Origin of the sequence: Desulfosarcina widdelii (assembly GCF_009688965.1) — a bacterium.
In the GTDB taxonomy this organism is placed as follows: domain Bacteria; phylum Desulfobacterota; class Desulfobacteria; order Desulfobacterales; family Desulfosarcinaceae; genus Desulfosarcina; species Desulfosarcina widdelii.
In genome coordinates this window covers 5,823,486-5,841,294 of sequence record NZ_AP021875.1, presented here as the reverse complement: position 1 = coordinate 5,841,294, position 17,809 = coordinate 5,823,486, and the positions used below count along the sequence as shown (strand labels likewise).

Sequence of the window (17,809 nt, the reverse complement as noted above, 5' to 3'; positions counted from 1 at the left end):
CGGGAAGGAACTTCCTATGAAGCCCAAAGTCCGTGAGACCCTTAACAAGATTATCGAACGCTTTGAATCTGGCGACATTCCCGAGGCGGTCGCCTATTCCATGTTTCCAATCCCTGACCTCCCGTGCTCCGGGTGGAGCCTGCTGAACCGCACATTGGTTTTTCTGTCGGGCTCAATGGATGCCCGTGGCATACGCCAGTGGAACAGCGTCAATCGCTACGTAAAGAAAGGGACCAAGGCCTTATACATCCTGGTGCCCTATTTCAAGCACGTCGAGGATGACCTTGGCGAGAACCAGTCCAAACTGTTGGGCTTCGGCGTCTCCCCAGTGTTTCGAGTTGAAGACACGGACGGCGAACCACTGGAATACGAAAACCTCGAAGTCCCTGACCTGCCATTGTTGGACCGTGCCCGTGATTGGGGCATCTCCGTAAAAGCCATTCCAGGCAATTATCGATACTACGGCCTATATTCGTCCGGCCGGCGGGAAATTTCTCTGGCCACAAATCACGAGTGCGTCTTTTTCCATGAGCTGGCCCACGCCGGTCATCACATCGTGAAGGGCAATCTCCGACCGGGCCAGGACCCGCTTCAAGAGATTGTGGCTGAACTATCGGCATCGGCTTTGGCAATGATTGTGGGCAAATCCATCGAGGACACCACCGGCAATAACTTTCGCTACATCGAACGGTATGCCACCCAGTTGGGAATGAGCGTCCATACTGCCTGCCTGAAAGTGCTGGCCGACACAGAGAAGGTGTTGAACCTGATTCTTTACAACAACCTCGAAGAGTTAGTGCTTCCCGACCGAATGGTTGCGTGAGACAAGTGTAAAGCGGTCTATGAGAAGTTCTGGCTCAACGAATACAACCTATCAAATAAACAAGAAAGGCGTCTTGCTGGGCTTCTACGGCCCCCTGGACGCCTTTTTTGATGTCGGGGGCTTCAATGATTTATCGTATCGTGTGTGCCTGGTGTAGCAAGGAAATGGGAGTAAAAGAATGTCTTGCCTCAAAGGATATGAAAGACCCGATTTCGCATTCCATCTGCCATGAATGTAAGGCCAAGGTGATGATGGAAATCGAACAGATGAAAAAAGGAGGTGCCGGATGTACGATGACTTTATAGACGATGGTGTAAATGATTTCTGGGACGGTCCCGACTGGCAGGATTGGATGATAATTGGCCCGTTGTCTGAATCAATCAGCAGAGAACGGCAGGAACAGGACCGTATTCAAAAGGAAATAGAAAATGAAGATGACGACTACTGGAAAATAATAAACGGTAAGGAGGACTGAAAAATGGGAACCTTTGCGGATTTCAGATGTAAATGCGGTTATGAAGCCTATGGAAAGTGGGGCTTCGGTATGAATCCGATTTACCGGGAAAAGGGAATTAGTTTGGCCCCGGCTCTTTGCCGGGATTGTAGGGAGTTGGTCAGCATCAATGAAAACGCAGTTCTGCTCCACTGCCCAAGTTGTAAAGGCATCCATGTAGTTCTATACAGCGACCCAAGCCTTGGGCAAGTACGTCGAAAATCAGTGATAAAAAGAAGGCCGGTTCACAGTGCCCCAGACCTTGAAAATCATCCAGAGCCTGTTAAGGATGCCAAACCAGACAATCCAGATGAGGACGATGATGAGTTGGACCTTGACGATTTGCTTGGCGACGACATTGAAGAGGAGGAATACATCTGCGGAATTGACACGACCTACTATCTCTGCCCCAAGTGTAATCGGTTCTCGCTGGAAAAAGGATTCTGCGGGATGTGGGATTGATTTACTTAATAACCCATTCACAGATGGAGTCATTAACTTATGAAGATAAGAAAGATTTATACTTATGGCTTGGGATACTTGCGACTTGCCAGGAAGAATAGGCAGGTTAAGTACGACGCCAAATATCAGGAAGTGCTGAAAGATTTTGATGGTGATATAGAATGGGCCGAGTCCATTATGTCCCTGTATAGAGACCCAGATTTCGATGAAGGACCGCCATTGGCTTATGAGACGCCGGAATTGAAGTTGTTAAGAAATGACGAAAAATAAATGTTCTCACTACAATTGAACTAATGAGAATAAATTACTTCCAAATACTTGACAAATCGAAAATCGTTATTATCATATGCTCATACAAGTCCATACATCAAAACATCAATAAGCAGAGTTTCGTTTCACCCTTGCGAGACCTGACCGCTTTTAGGTGGTTCTGAAAAAGGGTGGGAAAGGAAAATGCCGGATAGGATAAATTACGATACACGTCAACCCGTATCCCCACATTACCCGTATCATCGGGACATTTCGTATTCTCTCATCATTTTCCATTCTATCGTAATCGTTATTGAAGGCACCGGACGCTGTATAAGTCAATCCATTGGTGTTTTCGTATTTCTATAATTTTCAGGCCCGCCGAAAAAATTGCGGGCAAAGGGGGTGAACACCTATGTTTCAACCGTTGACCACAAGGTTGGCCGGCGTCACGTTCGACAACTGCCAGTCCAACATCCGCCAGTGGGGATGTCCCGACATCGGCACATATGCCGTTATTCGTGAGCCAGACAATCCACACGACTCCAACGCTGTGCGTATCAGCCTGTTTGGCATTTATGAAATGGGCTACTTGCCGAGCCGGGTTGCCCAAAAGGTCGCACCGTTGATGGATGCTGGCAGGAATTTTCTGGCCGAGTTTATCTGTATCAATGAATACGCACCTTATGAAAACGTCGGTTTGACAGTCCGTATCGTCGAAACCCAGTAATCAATAGCCATAGTGCCCCGAATCCTTCTTTTACGGGGCACCAGAGCGTCAGGAGACGCCTGAATCAACAAGAAGGGGGAAGGAGTATGACTCAAAGAACAGGGCCAAGAGTGCCCATTGAAGAGTATTATCGGCGGGAAAAAGAACAGTATTGGAATGGTGAAATGCCTGATAAAATTTGGGATGGTAATGAACCCATTTCAGATAGTTTGTACATTGATAGATTCGGTCGCCCGGATTGGAGAAAAGAAAAGGAACGGCAGAAAGCCAAGATTTGGGCAAATAAGAAAAAAACTGGGGCGAAGGTAAAAGGGAAAGCCAAGAGCACCCATAAAATCGAAACCGACCAGCATTTCCCATTATTTTACGATGTACTGGACAATCCAGAATTTCGTAATGGTCTGATGAAAAAGGGTTGGTTCAGGACATACGTTTGGCTTGGTCGCTACATTGTCCGGGCGGAAATGAAAAATGACCCACACCATCTTTATCAGCGTTATTACCAGCAGGGATTACTGGCGTCTTGTGTTCCGACGCGGGTAGTGGCCACGGCATTGAAGATTGGTAAATCGACCGTATCAGACCACATCAAAACATTATCAGATGATGGAATTATTAAGACCGCAATCATCCACGCGAATGAATCCTTCGATGGCCAGCGTTATGTTGTCTGTATTTTCGGAACTCACAAGGATAGGAAGGAACACTGGTTCATCCAGGACCGATTCAAGGTTTCCGTGAATCCATCGGTGGTGGTGTAATGCCTGCTTCAAGATTATGTGAAAGAAATAGTAGATTGGCTTTATCAGGAAAATACACGCGGGCCGGGCTTATCATTCATTCCTGTGTCAGTTCTATTCGTAGACATCGGAACACTGGACTTCATAGTATGCCGGCAACACGAGCGTATTTTACAGTTCATCTTGTAAAAGTTCATTATCAAGCCAAGCGGTACACTACTCTCATTGACCGGGATACTTGTTGTGAGAAATCCGTATTTCAGAATCAACAAGTAAACCGTTCAAATAGTATTATTTTTATTCTTATTATTCTTTATTATTCTATGTCCGGTTTTCTACTACTTTTTCACTCATTTTTCGGACACCTGCCCAGTGTTTTTCGGACACCAAGAGTGATTATTTCGGACACCCATTGAGCGGAATCTCTTAAAACTATCAGGCCTGAACACCTCGGGCCTGAACAGGAGTCGGAGCGATGCTCCGGCTTCACAAGGTCGCCATTGAGCGACTGGGCACGCCACGGACGGCATAAAGCCGTTCACCGGAACTGACCGGCACAGGGCCTGCCATAACAATAAAGGGGGTACTTATGCTCCGTGAAGAAATTAGAATTGAAAGGACTATGTATGAAGGGAAAAATCCTCTATCGCAAAGACAGAGACAAATACTTCATTTCTTGGTACGACAAAAACCGACAAAAATCAGTAAAAATTTACAACTACCTTGGACTGCCTTTGACCAGCAAGGACCTTGCCGACCGCCTATTAGCCGTTCTACGTTCCGAAGAAGAACGTGGTGTCTTGGACCTGGAAAGATACTTGAAAGGGAAGACCAATGTCTCATCAATTATTGATGAGTGGTTAGTTGACGTTAGGTCGTACGCTCAACCAGGCACAATCGATAGTTATGAAAGTATCGCTGAAAATCATTTGAAGCCATTCTTTGAAGATAAACCTATCAGTATCCACGAGATTGACTATAAATTGTTGATTGAATTTTTGAATCAAATGGATGGCAAAAACACCACCAAGCGACTGCGAATGAAGTTGCTTCGGCAGGTTCTTATTTACGCGAAAACAAATCATTACATTGATACATTACCAGAATTCCCAAAAGCACATCATTACGCTGATAAACCAAGAGACATAAGGTGGTTGACTGAAGCAGAGCAAATGGAATTTATCAGGACCTTTCCAAAGCACGACCAAGCCATTTTATTTTGGCTGAAGTATCACTTACGTAGACCATCAGAAGCGTGTGCCCTACAAAAGTCCGATTACAAAGATGGCGTATTTTATGTTCATCGCACTATGGTAAACGGACAGGTTATGAATACCACCAAAACCGGTGAAGCAGTATTGGTCCCTTGTGCCAAAGATTACGAACCCTGGATTGATTGGCTCCGCAAACAAGAGTGGTGGTTAGGCAGTCCCTTCTTCTTTGTCAATCCGAAATCAACCAGAGAAAGCCAGCATTACATTAGACAAGCCCTGTATGCCAAGTGGATAAGACATTGTAAAAAAGCAGGTATTGAGTGTTCTCTCTACGAAGGGACCAAACATTCATCATCATCCCAACTGGTCAATGAATACGGATACAACCTTCACGACGTTCAGCTTGCCACCGCCCACAAAGACCTGTCATCGGTCAGGCACTACGCCAAGATAGACCTGTCGGCTCGCAGGAACGCACTTGACAAGAAGTTGAAAGTGGGGAACGAATAGGGCTCCTGGGGAACTATTGGGGAACTATTTTGAACCCATTTTTTTCTAAAATTTCAGGTAAATGACAAGGATTAAAGATGACGCAACATAATGATTTTATTACATTAGAAATCTTTTCCGACTACATCTGACCGTGGTGCTACTTCAGTACCGGGCGTATTGAACAACTCGAAGCGAACTTTGACATCACCGTCACCTGGACGGCATTTCCCCTGCATCCCGAAACGCCGCAGGAGGGCCGATCCCTGCAGGACCTTTTCGCCGGGCAGCCGGTGGACATCCCCGCCATACTGGACCGCCTGATGCGCGTCGCCCGGGAGCTGAACCTGCCTTTCGGCGACCGGCAGATGACCTATAACAGCCGACTGGCCCAGGAACTGGGTAAGTGGGCCGAGGACCAGGGGCGGGGCGATGCGTTTCACATGGCCGTATTTCTGGCCTATTTTCATCGCGGCGAGAACATCGCCCTTCCGGAAATCCTGGTCCGGATATGCGAGGGCGTCGGCCTGGACCCCGCAGCGGCCCGAAAGGTTCTGGATCGGCGCACCTATCGTGAGGCGGTGGACCGGGATTGGCAGCGCTGCCGCGAAATGGAAATCACCGTCGTGCCGACCTTCATGGTTGGCGACCGGCGGCTGGTGGGCGCCCTGTCCTATGAGGCCCTGGAATCCATGCTCACATCGGCCGGCGTTATCAGAAGGTCATCCAGCAACAACGAATCGAGGTAATGTAAAAATGAATACATGCTGCCGCATGAAAGTGACCCTGCTGACGGCCATCGTCCTGGCGGCGATACCGATAGCGACGGCCTGGGCGAACCTGACCGGCAGTTGGTCCTGCAACGACGGGGGAACCTACTACCTGCGCCAGATCGGCAGAGAGCTTCACTGGTACGGCGAAGCCGATTACAGCGGACAGCCGGCCTGGGCCAACGTGTTCAGCGGCAGTATCCTTGATGGCCGCATCACCGGTAAGTGGGCCGCCGTTCCCAAAGGGCGGTCATCCGGAGCCGGGCAGCTGGTGCTGGAAGTCAAAAATCAGGGCACCGTCCTCCGATCCGTGGAAAACACCGGCGGCTTCAAAGGCTCCAGATGGGTTCGGAAGAAAACCGTTAAGGCCGCCGCAAGGACCCTGCCGCAGGCACAACCGGAACGGGGAAAGGATTGCATCGCCTTCAATTCTTCGACGATCGGACTCGAGCAGATCAACGGAAGGTGGAAGATCGTTGACGGCGGCCATTGGCTGTTCGATTTCGGGTCCGACCGGGTCGCGGCCCAAAAGGCATTGCAGGTCATTAACCATTACCGGATGAACCGTTCCTGCTTTGTCGGGCGGCTCGATCCATCGTTTGCCTATCTGCTGGCCAAAGGCGGGGTCCCGGAAGGCCCGATGGCCGGAGAGGACTGCGTGGCCTTCGATCCGGTAAAAATTAGGGTCAGCAAAATCAATAACCGCTGGAAAATTGTCGAGGGCCGCCACTGGCTCTTCGATTTCGGCAGCAATTTAACCGAAGCGCGGCAGGCCCTGGCCATCATCAAACGCTACGGATTTACCCGCTCCTGCTTTGTGGGGCGGCCCAAGGCGGACTTTTCATACTTGCGCCGGTAGCCCCCGCAAAAAGTTATATATCGTCGATCACCCGGTTCACGACGGCTGAGGGAAACCCCCGCGCGGACAGAAACCGGTAGGCGATCTGCCGGCGCTTCCAGGGATCACTTTCCCGATGCAGCCGGGAGGTTTTTTTTCCCAACACCTTTTGGGCGGCGCGCACCTGGTCGTCTTCACTTTGGCATTCGGCCATGACCTGTTCGACCAGGGTTTCCTCCAGACCTTTTTGAACCAATACCTGGCGAATCCGCAAGGGGCCATATCCCCGTGTGACCAGATGGTCCGCCATCGTCCGGGCGGTGCGGGCATCGTCCAGGTACCCCAGGTCCCGGCAGCGTTCAAGCGCGCCATCGACGGCCTTACGATCATATCCCTTACGGCGAAGCTTCAACGCCAGCTCACCCGTGGTGTGGTCCCGGCGGGCAAGAATGCGAAAGGCACTTTGCAAGGCTTCGGATTGCGTTGACCTCCTCGCACCGGCCGGTCGGGATCGGTTTTCGTCGTTCATTATCGCTATACTGTTTTTAACTTGGCACAATCTCTTGACGGATAACGGGAAATGGCATAGCCAACGGTAGATAAAACCAGCATACAGGAGATTCCATGACGCAACGATTCATCATGACCGCTTTTGGCAAGGACCGACCCGGCATTGCCGCCGATGTCACCGAAATTCTTTTTGAAAACGGCTGCAAACTAGAAGACACCTCCATGACCTTGCTGGCCGGAGAATTCACCCTGATCCTTCTGTTTACCGCCGAGTCGGCGGATGTTGCCGCCCCCCTTTCCAAAGCCTGCCGCCGCCTGGAACTGGAGAAAAACATTTCCGCCTTCCTGCGACCCTTGGAGCCCCGGGAAGCGAAACCTACCAATGGATTTTTCACCCGATCCCTGCACGTGGAAGGGTTGGATCACTCGGGTATCGTTTATAAAATCAGCCGATTTCTATCGCTCAAGGGAGTCAATATCGTGGACCTCAGGTCCAGCGTCAAACCCTCTCCGGAAAGCGGCACCGCCATGTATGTGATGGATATTCGGGTTCAGATTCCCGAAGGCACCGCCATGACTACTCTGGAAGAAGGTCTGGTCGAAGTAGCCGACGAGTTGAATGTCGATATTGCCCTGTCCGCCGGCTGAAACTTTTTCTGAAAAGCATGCGGATCGCAGCAACGCGCGGAATACTCGGTCCTCGAATCGTGTGAATCAGGATTGCAGCAGACTTAGACCGGTCATCTGCTCCGGTTGTTCCAGCCCCATCATCTCCATTAAAGTGGGCGCAATATCGCCCAGGCGCCCTTCCCGCAGGCGGGCCTCTTTGCGACTGTCGTCCACCAGCAGCAGGCGAACCGGGTTGGTGGTGTGGGCCGTGTAAGGTTTGCCGTCCGGACCTGCCATTTTTTCAGAATTGCCGTGATCGGCTGTCACCAGGGCCGCACCGCCTTGGGAAAGTAGCTTTTCCAGCACCCGCTCCAGGCAGCGGTCCACCGTTTCGCAGGCCTTGATAGCCGCCTCCAGCACTCCCGTATGCCCCACCATGTCCATGTTGGCGAAATTGAGTACGATTAAATCGTATTGGTTTGAATCCAGCCGGGCAACCACCTCGTCGGCCACCTGGGGGGCGCTCATCTCCGGTTTGAGATCGTAGGTGGCCACCTCCCGTGGAGAGGGAATCAGGCAGCGGTCCTCGTTTTCAAAGGGCGTTTCCTCACCTCCGTTGAAAAAGTAGGTCACGTGGGCGTATTTTTCGGTTTCGGCGATGCGCAACTGCTTCAATCCGTGACGACTGACCACTTCGCCCAGAATCATCTCCAGATGAACCGGACCGAAAGCCACTGGAAGGTCGAAGGTTTCGTCGTACAATGTCATGGTGGTGTATCCGGCAAGATCCGGCACGACCTGCCGTGCGAACCCGTCGAACCCTTTTTCGGTAAACGCCCGGGTGATTTCCCGGGCACGATCCGCCCTGAAATTGAAGAAAACCACCCCGTCTCCGTCCCTGACGGGCCCCACCGGCTGACCGGCTTCGTCGACCACGGACAGGGGCTGAACGAATTCGTCGGTCTCCTTGCGGCTGTATGCGTCTTTAACGGCGGCAACCGGGTCGGACACCCGTTGCCCATCCCCTGAAGTGTACAATCGGTAGGCTTTTTCCACCCGATCCCAGCGTTTGTCACGGTCCATGGCAAAAAAACGGCCGCAGACCGTGGCGATCGCACCGGTGCCGATTGTCTGGATCCGGTCCTGAAGCTGAGATAGATAGCCGGCCCCACTGTCCGGCGGGGTGTCCCGCCCGTCGAGGATGGCGTGGACAAAAACTTTGGACAATCCCTTCTTTCGGGCCATTTTAAGAAGAGCGAACAAATGGGTGAGCTGGCTGTGCACACCGCCGTCCGAAACCAGTCCCATGAGATGCAGGGCCCCGCCGCGGGCCGCCACGCCCTCCATAGCTGAAGAAAGTTGGGCGTTTTCGAAAAACGATCCCTCTTCGATGGCCTTGTCGATGCGCACCAGGTCCTGATAGACCACCCGTCCGGCCCCGAGGTTCATGTGCCCGACCTCGCTGTTGCCCATGATGCCGGCCGGCAGTCCCACATCCTGTCCAGAGCATCGAAGTTGGGTGGAAGGATAGGTGGATACAAGCCGGTCCAGGCAAGGGGTGTCGGCAGCCAGCACGGCATTGGTGGGCTCATTTTCACCAATGCCCCAGCCGTCAAGAATGATCAGCATGTGCGTTTTTTTATTCGTCATAATCTCACCTCGAAAAAAAACCGGTTATTCAATACTGCGACGACCAATCACACCGCCGGGAGCACCGTCTGGAGGACGGCCCTAATCGATAAATATCGATTCGTCCAACTCGTCGTCCATATCGCCACCGCCATCGTCCACCGCCTGCTGCATGCTTTCCGTTCGTATCCGCCGGGCATCGGACCACAGTTCTTCCAGGTTGTAGAAGCTGCGGGTGCTTTCATAAAAAACATGAATCACCACATGACCGTAATCCATGAGCACCCATTGGCCTTCTTTGGCACCATCGATGCTCAGGGGCTTGATGCCCTGTTTCTTCAGGCTCCGTCGAATGTGGTCGGCGATGGCGCTCACCTGACGGTTGGAGGTCCCGTGGCAGATGAGAAACGCATCCGCCAGGCTGGTCAGACGGCTTACATCCAGCAGAACCGGATCCCTGGCTTTTTTTCCCAGGGCCGCCTTGACATATAGGTCCAGTTCCGCATCGTTTGTCGGGGTCATCGATACAATTCCTTTTCTTCAATATAGGCCTTCACGGCCGGAGGCACAAGGTTGGCAATGGGTCTCCCCGCCTTGATCCGCCGGCGCACCTGGCTGGACGAAACGGCTACCGGAAGGGTTTCCAGCAGGTGGATGCAGGCCCCGTGGACATTTTGCCAGCAGCTTTTTTTTTCGTCGTAGGTATATTCGCCGGGCAATCGTGCCCGGATACACCCGTCCATTATCGACCGGTCGGCATCGGCGTCACTTTCCCCGTCCAACTGACGGGTCACCACCACAAGCTGCACCCGTTCGAACAATTCAAGCCAGCGTTTCCAGGTGTGGATTTCCAGGAATGCGTCCATTCCCATCACCAGAAACAGGGTGGCGCCGGGTACGACTGCGGCTGCGAAATGGGTCACCGTATCGATGGTGTAGGAAGGTCCGCTGCGGCGGATCTCAACCTCGGACAGACGATACCGGGAATCGCCGGGCAAAGCCAGCCGGACCATACGAACGCGATCCGTCGCCGGAGCCAGGTAGTCCGGGGATTTGTGCGGCGGCTCGCGGCAGGGAATGATGTAGAGGCGATCCAGAAAAAACCGTTCGACCACCTGTTCGGCCACCATCAGGTGTCCCTTGTGGATCGGATTGAACGTTCCGCCGAAAAGTCCTGCACGCATATCCGCTACCGGGTTTTGCCTGTCTAAAAACGCATTGGACCATGGAGAAATGGTGTCTTCGATGGGTTCGTAAAGGGTTCGAGATCAAAGCTTGCAAATCCCGAGGAAGGAGGCGTACATCGGGTACTTCGCACTGACGGGGGATTTGCGTAACGAAGATATCGGGCGCTTTACGGACCCGTCGGCGTTATTCTCTGATTTGGCCTTCGCCGCTCACCACAAACTTCTTCGTGGTCAACTCCTCCAGCCCCATGGGTCCGAAGGCGTGCAACTTGGAAGTGCTGATACCCATTTCCGCGCCCAGGCCCAATTGGCCTCCGTCGTTGAACCGGGTGGAAGCGTTGACCAGTACCACCGAGGCATCCACTTCTCGTTGAAAACGCTGAGCGCGTCCATAATGGCTGGTGACGATGGCTTCCGTATGGTTTGAACCGTATTGGTCGATGTGAGTCATGGCCGCGTCCATGTCCGCGACAACCTTTACCGCCAGGGTCAGGTTCAGGTATTCCGCCGGCCAGTCCGCCTCTTCAGCCGGTTTGGCCTCGGGCAAAAGGGCACAGGTGTCGGGACAGCCGCGCAGTTCGACACCGGCCTCTGCGAATCGCCGGGCCATGGCGGGCAAAAAATCCCCCGCCACCTGACGATGAATCAGCAGGGTCTCCATGGCATTGCACACCCCCGGACGTTGGACCTTGGCATTAAAAGCAATATCCATGGCCATCTCCAGATCGGCCGATTCGTCCACAAACACGTGGCAAACCCCTTTGTAGTGCTTGAGCACAGGAATTTTGGAATGCTCCACCACAAACCGGATCAATCCCTCCCCGCCCCGCGGGATGATCAGATCGACGAATTCCTCCTGGGCCAACAGGGCATTTACGGCCGCACGGTCCTCGGTGGGCACCACCTGGGCCGCCTGGGGCGGCAGGCCGGTCGACTCCAGGGCCTGGGCGATGATTCGGGCAAGGGCCTGGTTGGAGGCGATGGCTTCAGAACCGCCCCGCAGGATCACGGCATTGCCGGACTTCAGGCAGAGACCCGCCGCGTCGATGGTGACATTGGGCCGCGATTCGTAAATAATACCGATGACGCCCAGCGGAATCCGCATACGGGCCACGCGCAGCCCGTTTGGACGCATCCGCGTCGGCCCCATGGTACCCACCGGATCATCATAACCCGCCACTTCGCGAAGCCCACCGGCCATGGAGGCAATGGTTTTATCATCCACCCTGAGCCGATCCACCATGGCCGCGGAAAGTCCCGCCGCCTCGGCCCGTTCCAGGTCTTTGCGGTTCTCGCGAAAAACGACATCCGCCTGCTGTTCCAGCAGGTCGGCCATTGTCAGGAGGGTCCGGTTCTTGCGCGTCGTGTCGCACCGCCCCAGAACGGAAGCGGCTTTTTTGGCGTCCCGGGCCATTTGCAAGATGGTCTGCTCGATGGTCATGATTCCCTCCTCAGCGCTGCTCTTTTTCACCGGTGATCACCAGGTTGTCCCTATGAATCACCTCGTCGTAAGTTTTCTGCCCCAGTCGATCCTTGATCTGACTGCTCTTGATTCCCATGATGGCGCGGATATCCCTGGCGTTGTAATTCACCAGCCCGTTGCCGATCATCTGCCCCTGGTCATCCACCACACTCACGGCAGCGCCGACCGAAAACTGCCCCTGAACGTCGACAATGCCGCTGGGCAGCAGGCTTTTGCCGTTGCGAAGCAGCGCCCTGGCGGCCCCGGCGTCCACCCGCAAACACCCCTGGGGATTCACCGTGTATCCGATCCAGCATTTCTTGCGGTTGAGTTTGCGTTCCCGGGGTACAAAAAAGGTGCCTTGAGGCTCGCCGGCGGCCAGGCGGATAAGGATGTCCGACCGGTAACCCTGGGCAATCACCATGGGAATCCCCGAGGACGTGACTTTGCGGGCTGCCTTGAGCTTGCTGAGCATGCCTCCGGTTCCCAGGGCACCGGGGATGTCGCCGGCAAACTTCTCGATGTCCCGGCTGTAGGTGGCCACCCGTGGAATCAGGCGGGCGTCGCCATGAACCCGGGGGTCCTTGTCGTACAGGCCGTCGATGTCGGTCAGGTTGAAAAAAATATCCGCATCCAGCAACAGTGCAATCATGGCAGCCAGGTTGTCGTTGTCGCCCAGCTTGATCTCCTCGACCATGACGGTGTCGTTTTCGTTGATAATGGGCACCACCTGCCATTCAAGCAGGGTGTTCATGGTATTGCGGGCATTGAGGTAGCGTTTGCGGCTGGCCAGATCCTCGCTGGTGAGCAGAATCTGGGCGACCTTGTACCCGAAACGCTCAAAGGCCTTTTCCCACTCCCGGATGAGATCGGCCTGCCCGATGGCGGAAATGGCCTGGCGTTTGGGGATGGCCTCGGGCCGCCGGGAAAAGGCCATTTTCTTCATACCCGAGGCCATGGCCCCGGAAGAAACCAGGATAATCTGGATTCCCTGATCCAGCAGACGGCAGATCTGACTGCTGATGGATTGGATGGCATTGATGTTCAGGCCGGCCTCGGCAGTCAGCACATTGCTGCCGACCTTTACCACCGCCCGTCGAATGGCGTCAGCCTTGGGTTTCGGATTCGCTTTCATCGAGTTCGTCCAAATGGTTGCACAACACGGCAATCAGGCGTTCGAGGCCTTGACCGGTAGCGGCGGAGATCTCAAGCAGTTCTCTCTTGCCGTAAGCCTCTTTGAAAAGTGCGGCGGCATCCTCGGCCCAGGTCACATCCATTTTGTTGAGCACCACGATCTGGGGCTTTTGCGCAAGGGCCTGGCTGTACTGATCCAGTTCCCGGTTGACGGTGGTAAAATCCCGGAGCGGGTCGTCCGGATCCATGGCGGCTACGTCCACCAGGTGCAGCAGGATGCGGGTGCGCTCCACGTGGCGCAGAAAACGGATCCCCAGGCCCGTGCCGGTATGGGCGCCCTCGATCAACCCGGGGATGTCGGCCACGATAAACGGCTCCCGCCGGTTGGTCTTGACCACACCCAGGTTCGGCGTCAGGGTGGTAAACGGGTAGTCCGCGACCTTGGGCCGGGCCGAAGAGATGCTGGCCACCAGGGTCGATTTGCCGGCGTTGGGCAATCCGACGATCCCCACTTCGGCCAGCAGTTTCAATTCCAGGCGCAGGTCCAGGGTCTGACCCGGTTCTCCCGGCTGGGCAAAACGGGGGGTCCGGTTGGTGGCGGATTTGAACCGGGCGTTTCCCAAACCGCCGCGGCCGCCTTTTGCAACGACAAAGACCTCGTCGGGTTCGACGAGGTCTTTTAAAGTCTCTCCGGTGTCGGCATCGATCACCAGGGTACCGGTGGGCAGTTCGATGATCAGATCGTCGCCGCTTCTGCCGGCCCGATTGTTTCCCTCACCGCCGGCACCGTTTTTGGCCTTGTACAGTCGGTTGAACTGGAGATGGTACAGGGTGCGCTTTTTGGTGGTCGCTTTGAAAACGACGTCACCGCCGCGTCCCCCGTCACCGCCGTCCGGACCTCCCTTGGGGATGTATTTTTCGCGCCGGAGGCTTACGCATCCGGCACCACCGTGGCCCGACTGGACGGTGATGCGTACGTCATCGATGAACTTCACGCGGCATAAACGCTGACCTGTTTCCGATCCCGGCCTTTGCGTTCATAGGTGACGACGCCGTCGATCAGGGCAAACAGGGTGTAATCTTTTCCCATCCCCACATTGACGCCCGGATGGATTCTGGTTCCCACCTGGCGGACCAGAATATTGCCGGCCAGAACCTCTTGACCGCCGTAGCGTTTGATTCCCCGGCGCTGGGCGTTGCTGTCGCGACCGTTTTTGGAACTTCCGGCTGCTTTTTTATGTGCCATGCTATTCTCCTCATTAACAAAAGGGTGCGGCACCCTTTAAATGGTTTGGCTAAAAATCAGGCTTCGATACGATCGATGCGGACCGCCGTAAAAGGTTGACGATGACCCTGTTTGCGGCGATACCGTTTTCTGCGTTTGTATTTGAAAACAATGATCTTCTTGCTTTTGCCCTGGGCCACGATCTGGCCGTGGACCGTTACGCCGTCTAAGGCGGGCTGACCGATCTTGACATTCTCGCCGTCGGAAAATACAAGGACATTGTCGAAAGCGATCTCGGAACCGATGTCACCGGCAAGCTTTTCCACCCTGAGGATGTCGCCTTCCGCAACCTTATATTGTTTACCGCCTGTGGCAACCACTGCGTACATGTTTCTGCCCTCCTGTGAAAACCGAATATTTCCCTCTGATTTCAAAAAATAAGAAATATTAAACTTTCCCGCGGCATTGTCAAGCAAAAACTGCCCTGCCGGCAGGGCGTTGAAAAGCGATGGACAAGCGGTCCCCAATCCTTATAGTAACTGCACAGAAAAACAGCGTTTCAGGTAACTTTGGAAGGGGAAAGCCGTGGACAGCCGACAACGAGACATCGCCGTCATCAGCAACGGAAGCGCAAATGCCGCGACCATGGATTTGATCGCGGAAGAACCGCTTTCCATCAGGGTTCAAGGTGCCCCCTATGCCGTAACGATGCGCACCCCCGGCGACGAAAAGGCCCACGTAGCCGGCTTTTGCCTGGCAGAGGGCATCGTGGACACACCGGACGACATCACCGGCCTGGCGTTTTGCGACGGGGAGGACACCAATGTGGTTACCGTTACCCTGACGGCCACCCGGCGGTTGAATGTCGCCGATCATCTCGACCGGCGAACCTACATCAGCCAAACCTCCTGCGGCATCTGCGGTAAAACCATTGTCGAAGATCTGGTCCAGTCCCTTTCCCCTGTTGACGACGAACCGCCCATGGACGGAAAACGTGCGCTGGAATGCCTGCTGCGGCTGAGCGACTATCAGCCCCTACGGGTAAAAACCCGCGCTGCCCATGGCGCCGCCATCTATGACCGGAATTTCGCAATGCTATCCGCCGCCGAAGACGTGGGCCGGCACAACGCCCTGGACAAGGCCATCGGCCGCCTTTTTCTGGATGATCGACTGAACCGGGCCAAACTGCTGACCCTCTCTTCACGCATCAGCTACGAGCTGGTCCAGAAGGCCGCCCGGGCCAGGATTCCCGTTGTCCTGGCCATTTCCCGCCCCACGGCACTGGCCGTCCAACTGGCCGAGGCCCTGAACATGACCCTGGCGTCGCTGGGAAAGGACGACAGCCTCATGATCTACTGCACCCCCCAACGGCTGATCTGGCCAAATTGAATCCATTAATATCGATATGCCAATGAACACTGAGCTTGCCTCACGACTCAACCGCCCCTTGACCATCGGTCGAGCCATCATCGGCAACCGGCTGGCCCTGGCGCCCATGACCTTTCTGGGTCATATCGCGTTTCGGGAGCTATTGGCCGGTTTCGGTGGCTACGGCCTGCTCTTTTCCGAAATGTGCAGCGCCCGGCGCATTCCCCAGGAGGTCGGCGGGCGTTCGGCCTATTTCTGTTGGCGCGAGGAGGAGCGGGATCATCTGGTGATGCAGATCTTCGGAGACGATCCGGCCACCATGGCAAGAGCGGCTCGGATTATCGAGGATTGCGGGCTGTTGGGCGTCGATCTGAATTTCGGATGTTCGGTGGCCGCCATCTGCAAGCAGCAGTGCGGCGCGGCCCTTCTGAAAACCCCGGACCGGGCGGCGCGCATCGTGGAGGCGGTTCGCAAGGCCGTGAGCCTGCCCCTGTTCGTCAAATTCCGCACGGGCTGGACGGACGATGCCGCCATTCCCGTGGAACTGGCCCGGCGCTTTGCCTCCGCCGGTGCCGATGCCCTCACCTTCCACCCCCGGGTAGCGCCGGATCGTCGCTCCCGCCCGCCCCGTTGGGACTATATCCGGCAGGTCAAGGAAGCGGTCGCCATCCCGGTGTTCGGCAACGGCGACGTGTTCGACGGGGCAGACTGCCTGCGCATGCTCGAAACCACCGGCTGCGACGGCGTGGCCATCGGCAGAATGGTCGTTGCACGTCCTTGGCTAATGGCCCAGATGAGCGGACGATATTCGCCGGACTCGGATGTTTTCAGGCAGGCGGCCCTGCGGCTGTTGAACCTGATGGAACGCCATTTTGACGCCAACCGGGCGCTGCGGCGCTACAAAAAATTTGCCCAGTATTTCAGTGCCAACTTCAAATTCGGCCACAGCTTTTTCAAACGTGTGGGCAATGCATCGGATCTGGAATCCATGCGGGCACAATTGGAAAACTTTTTCGATCAAGAACCGGAAACCGTTTCCCGGCCCAACATGAATTTTTTTCAGTAATAAGTTGAATAGACCAATTTTGTAACGGTTGCGGCCACCACCACCAGAAAAAAGACCCGCACGAAGCCGGTTCCTTTCTGGATCACCAGGCGCGAACCCACAAAAGCCCCCAGCATCTGACCGGCCCCCATCAGCAGCCCTGCAGAAACGAGGACATTCCCGCCGGCGAAAAAAGCCGCCAGGGCCACGACGTTGCTGGTAAAATTGAACACTTTTGTGTGGGCGGTGGCTTTTTTCAGATTCAAACCCAGCAGCACGACCAGAGCAATGGTCCAGAAAGAGCCGGTTCCCGGGCCGAAAAAACCATCGTAAAACCCCAGAGTCATACCGGTACAGCCGAAGAAAAAGGGCGCGGCCAGGATGGGGCGTCGATCCAGTTTCCCCAATTCCGGGGAGAACAGCGTGTACAAAAATACGCCCACCAGCAAAAAGAGGATAATATTTCGAAGAAAGTCCGGGGAAAGCACCTGCACGGTCACGGTGCCGGTCAGGGCGCCCAGGGCCGTGAAAAAAACGCCCATGGGAATCTCGCGGAGATTGACAAGGCCTTTCCGGCTGTAATTCAACGCGGCGGTCAGGCTTCCGCAGGTACCCTGGAGCTTGTTGGTCCCCAGGGCCAGGTGGGGCGGCATGCCGGTCGCCAGCAGCGCCGGCAGGGAAATGATTCCGCCTCCGCCGGCAATGGCATCCACGAATCCGGCCAACAACCCGGCCAGCCAGAGCCATAAAAAGGCAGAAATCGATAAAACGTCCATTGTCGATGTCCCGGAAAACTGTATAATCAGTTCAAGCCACCGAAAATTACGGTGAC

Annotated in this window: 21 protein-coding genes and 1 pseudogene; 12 read left to right on the top strand and 10 right to left on the bottom strand. The window is 54.7% G+C overall.

Going from position 1 to position 17,809, the window contains the following annotated elements; genetic code table 11:
* The first annotated feature begins 16 nt into the window (after window positions 1-16).
* From GN111_RS26820 to GN111_RS26780, 9 genes and pseudogenes are all read left to right on the top strand, one after another.
* The gene (locus GN111_RS26820) at window positions 17-823 is read left to right on the top strand and encodes a zincin-like metallopeptidase domain-containing protein (RefSeq protein ID WP_155306689.1); all 807 of its coding nucleotides are present in this window, start codon (window positions 17-19) and stop codon (window positions 821-823) included.
* A 286-nt stretch (window positions 824-1,109) separates the two neighbouring features.
* Window positions 1,110-1,298 carry a hypothetical protein gene (locus GN111_RS26815; protein WP_155306688.1) on the top strand — a complete coding sequence of 63 codons (189 nt, stop codon included), beginning with the start codon at window positions 1,110-1,112 and terminating at the stop codon, window positions 1,296-1,298.
* A 3-nt stretch (window positions 1,299-1,301) separates the two neighbouring features.
* The gene (locus GN111_RS26810) at window positions 1,302-1,778 is read left to right on the top strand and encodes a hypothetical protein (RefSeq protein ID WP_155306687.1); all 477 of its coding nucleotides are present in this window, start codon (window positions 1,302-1,304) and stop codon (window positions 1,776-1,778) included.
* A 39-nt stretch (window positions 1,779-1,817) separates the two neighbouring features.
* Window positions 1,818-2,048: a hypothetical protein gene (locus tag GN111_RS26805; protein ID WP_155306686.1), complete on the top strand. Its 231-nt coding sequence runs from the start codon at window positions 1,818-1,820 to the stop codon at window positions 2,046-2,048.
* Between the two features lie 394 nt (window positions 2,049-2,442).
* Entirely contained in the window at window positions 2,443-2,757 is a 315-nt protein-coding gene (locus tag GN111_RS26800) for an HIRAN domain-containing protein (protein WP_155306685.1), read from the top strand.
* An 86-nt stretch (window positions 2,758-2,843) separates the two neighbouring features.
* Window positions 2,844-3,518, top strand: a complete 675-nt coding sequence (locus GN111_RS26795) for a hypothetical protein (RefSeq protein ID WP_155306684.1) — start codon at window positions 2,844-2,846, stop codon at window positions 3,516-3,518.
* 605 nt (window positions 3,519-4,123) lie between these two features.
* Window positions 4,124-5,221 carry a tyrosine-type recombinase/integrase gene (locus GN111_RS26790; RefSeq protein ID WP_155306683.1) on the top strand — a complete coding sequence of 366 codons (1,098 nt, stop codon included), beginning with the start codon at window positions 4,124-4,126 and terminating at the stop codon, window positions 5,219-5,221.
* Between the two features lie 143 nt (window positions 5,222-5,364).
* Window positions 5,365-5,949, top strand: a pseudogene (locus GN111_RS26785) (DsbA family oxidoreductase); the annotation flags it as partial.
* A gap of 7 nt (window positions 5,950-5,956) precedes the next feature.
* Window positions 5,957-6,829 carry a hypothetical protein gene (locus GN111_RS26780; RefSeq protein ID WP_155306681.1) on the top strand — a complete coding sequence of 291 codons (873 nt, stop codon included), beginning with the start codon at window positions 5,957-5,959 and terminating at the stop codon, window positions 6,827-6,829.
* Window positions 6,830-6,842: 13 nt separating this feature from the next.
* On the opposite strand, the gene GN111_RS26775 is transcribed toward GN111_RS26780, so the two are convergent.
* Window positions 6,843-7,337, bottom strand: coding sequence for a regulatory protein RecX (locus GN111_RS26775; RefSeq protein ID WP_155306680.1), 495 nt, complete (start codon window positions 7,335-7,337; stop codon window positions 6,843-6,845).
* 95 nt (window positions 7,338-7,432) lie between these two features.
* Between GN111_RS26775 and GN111_RS26770 the strand changes: the two genes are divergently transcribed.
* Window positions 7,433-7,966 (top strand): glycine cleavage system transcriptional repressor, encoded by a 534-nt coding sequence (locus GN111_RS26770; protein ID WP_155306679.1) that lies wholly within the window; start codon window positions 7,433-7,435, stop codon window positions 7,964-7,966.
* 66 nt (window positions 7,967-8,032) lie between these two features.
* Here GN111_RS26770 and gpmI read toward each other — a convergent pair whose 3' ends face one another.
* The 8 genes from gpmI to rplU all read right to left on the bottom strand — a co-directional run bounded on the left by gpmI (window position 8,033) and on the right by rplU (window position 14,953).
* Window positions 8,033-9,577: a 2,3-bisphosphoglycerate-independent phosphoglycerate mutase gene (gene gpmI / locus GN111_RS26765; protein WP_155306678.1), complete on the bottom strand. Its 1,545-nt coding sequence runs from the start codon at window positions 9,575-9,577 to the stop codon at window positions 8,033-8,035.
* Window positions 9,578-9,658: 81 nt separating this feature from the next.
* Complete coding sequence (gene rsfS, locus GN111_RS26760; protein ID WP_155306677.1) at window positions 9,659-10,078, bottom strand: ribosome silencing factor; 420 nt, start codon at window positions 10,076-10,078, stop codon at window positions 9,659-9,661.
* On the bottom strand, window positions 10,075-10,740 hold the full coding sequence (gene nadD / locus GN111_RS26755; RefSeq protein WP_155306676.1) for a nicotinate-nucleotide adenylyltransferase: 666 nt from the start codon (window positions 10,738-10,740) through the stop codon (window positions 10,075-10,077). The genes rsfS and nadD overlap by 4 nt, the downstream gene beginning before the upstream one ends.
* Before the next feature lie 187 nt (window positions 10,741-10,927).
* Window positions 10,928-12,184, bottom strand: coding sequence for a glutamate-5-semialdehyde dehydrogenase (locus GN111_RS26750; protein ID WP_155306675.1), 1,257 nt, complete (start codon window positions 12,182-12,184; stop codon window positions 10,928-10,930).
* Window positions 12,185-12,194: 10 nt separating this feature from the next.
* Window positions 12,195-13,340 carry a glutamate 5-kinase gene (proB, locus tag GN111_RS26745; protein ID WP_155306674.1) on the bottom strand — a complete coding sequence of 382 codons (1,146 nt, stop codon included), beginning with the start codon at window positions 13,338-13,340 and terminating at the stop codon, window positions 12,195-12,197.
* The gene (gene obgE, locus GN111_RS26740; protein WP_155306673.1) at window positions 13,312-14,334 is read right to left on the bottom strand and encodes a GTPase ObgE; all 1,023 of its coding nucleotides are present in this window, start codon (window positions 14,332-14,334) and stop codon (window positions 13,312-13,314) included. Before obgE ends, proB begins: the two co-directional genes overlap by 29 nt.
* On the bottom strand, window positions 14,331-14,585 hold the full coding sequence (gene rpmA / locus GN111_RS26735; protein WP_155306672.1) for a 50S ribosomal protein L27: 255 nt from the start codon (window positions 14,583-14,585) through the stop codon (window positions 14,331-14,333). Before rpmA ends, obgE begins: the two co-directional genes overlap by 4 nt.
* 56 nt (window positions 14,586-14,641) lie before the next feature.
* On the bottom strand, window positions 14,642-14,953 hold the full coding sequence (rplU, locus tag GN111_RS26730; RefSeq protein ID WP_155306671.1) for a 50S ribosomal protein L21: 312 nt from the start codon (window positions 14,951-14,953) through the stop codon (window positions 14,642-14,644).
* Between the two features lie 196 nt (window positions 14,954-15,149).
* Between rplU and fdhD the strand changes: the two genes are divergently transcribed.
* Together fdhD and GN111_RS26720 are read left to right on the top strand one after the other, a co-directional pair.
* Window positions 15,150-15,953 (top strand): formate dehydrogenase accessory sulfurtransferase FdhD, encoded by an 804-nt coding sequence (gene fdhD, locus GN111_RS26725; protein WP_231715567.1) that lies wholly within the window; start codon window positions 15,150-15,152, stop codon window positions 15,951-15,953.
* 22 nt (window positions 15,954-15,975) lie between these two features.
* Window positions 15,976-16,998, top strand: coding sequence for a tRNA dihydrouridine synthase (locus tag GN111_RS26720; RefSeq protein ID WP_197740430.1), 1,023 nt, complete (start codon window positions 15,976-15,978; stop codon window positions 16,996-16,998).
* Here the strand turns inward: GN111_RS26720 and GN111_RS26715 are convergent.
* On the bottom strand, window positions 16,992-17,753 hold the full coding sequence (locus GN111_RS26715; protein WP_155306669.1) for a TSUP family transporter: 762 nt from the start codon (window positions 17,751-17,753) through the stop codon (window positions 16,992-16,994). The genes GN111_RS26720 and GN111_RS26715 overlap by 7 nt on opposite strands.
* Window positions 17,754-17,809: the final 56 nt, after the last annotated feature.

Excerpts from the sequence above, each read along its gene's own strand:
- GN111_RS26820 (WP_155306689.1), top strand. The coding sequence starts at position 17 with ATGAAGCCCAAAGTCCGTGAGACCCTTAACAAGATTATCGAACGCTTT.
- GN111_RS26815 (WP_155306688.1), top strand. The coding sequence starts at position 1,110 with ATGTACGATGACTTTATAGACGATGGTGTAAATGATTTCTGGGACGGT.
- GN111_RS26810 (WP_155306687.1), top strand. The coding sequence starts at position 1,302 with ATGGGAACCTTTGCGGATTTCAGATGTAAATGCGGTTATGAAGCCTAT.
- GN111_RS26805 (WP_155306686.1), top strand. The coding sequence starts at position 1,818 with ATGAAGATAAGAAAGATTTATACTTATGGCTTGGGATACTTGCGACTT.
- GN111_RS26800 (WP_155306685.1), top strand. The coding sequence starts at position 2,443 with ATGTTTCAACCGTTGACCACAAGGTTGGCCGGCGTCACGTTCGACAAC.
- GN111_RS26795 (WP_155306684.1), top strand. The coding sequence starts at position 2,844 with ATGACTCAAAGAACAGGGCCAAGAGTGCCCATTGAAGAGTATTATCGG.
- GN111_RS26790 (WP_155306683.1), top strand. The coding sequence starts at position 4,124 with ATGAAGGGAAAAATCCTCTATCGCAAAGACAGAGACAAATACTTCATT.
- GN111_RS26780 (WP_155306681.1), top strand. The coding sequence starts at position 5,957 with ATGAATACATGCTGCCGCATGAAAGTGACCCTGCTGACGGCCATCGTC.
- GN111_RS26775 (WP_155306680.1), bottom strand. The coding sequence starts at position 7,337 with ATGAACGACGAAAACCGATCCCGACCGGCCGGTGCGAGGAGGTCAACG.
- GN111_RS26770 (WP_155306679.1), top strand. The coding sequence starts at position 7,433 with ATGACGCAACGATTCATCATGACCGCTTTTGGCAAGGACCGACCCGGC.
- gpmI (WP_155306678.1), bottom strand. The coding sequence starts at position 9,577 with ATGACGAATAAAAAAACGCACATGCTGATCATTCTTGACGGCTGGGGC.
- rsfS (WP_155306677.1), bottom strand. The coding sequence starts at position 10,078 with ATGACCCCGACAAACGATGCGGAACTGGACCTATATGTCAAGGCGGCC.
- nadD (WP_155306676.1), bottom strand. The coding sequence starts at position 10,740 with ATGCGTGCAGGACTTTTCGGCGGAACGTTCAATCCGATCCACAAGGGA.
- GN111_RS26750 (WP_155306675.1), bottom strand. The coding sequence starts at position 12,184 with ATGACCATCGAGCAGACCATCTTGCAAATGGCCCGGGACGCCAAAAAA.
- proB (WP_155306674.1), bottom strand. The coding sequence starts at position 13,340 with ATGAAAGCGAATCCGAAACCCAAGGCTGACGCCATTCGACGGGCGGTG.
- rpmA (WP_155306672.1), bottom strand. The coding sequence starts at position 14,585 with ATGGCACATAAAAAAGCAGCCGGAAGTTCCAAAAACGGTCGCGACAGC.
- rplU (WP_155306671.1), bottom strand. The coding sequence starts at position 14,953 with ATGTACGCAGTGGTTGCCACAGGCGGTAAACAATATAAGGTTGCGGAA.
- GN111_RS26720 (WP_197740430.1), top strand. The coding sequence starts at position 15,976 with ATGAACACTGAGCTTGCCTCACGACTCAACCGCCCCTTGACCATCGGT.
- GN111_RS26715 (WP_155306669.1), bottom strand. The coding sequence starts at position 17,753 with ATGGACGTTTTATCGATTTCTGCCTTTTTATGGCTCTGGCTGGCCGGG.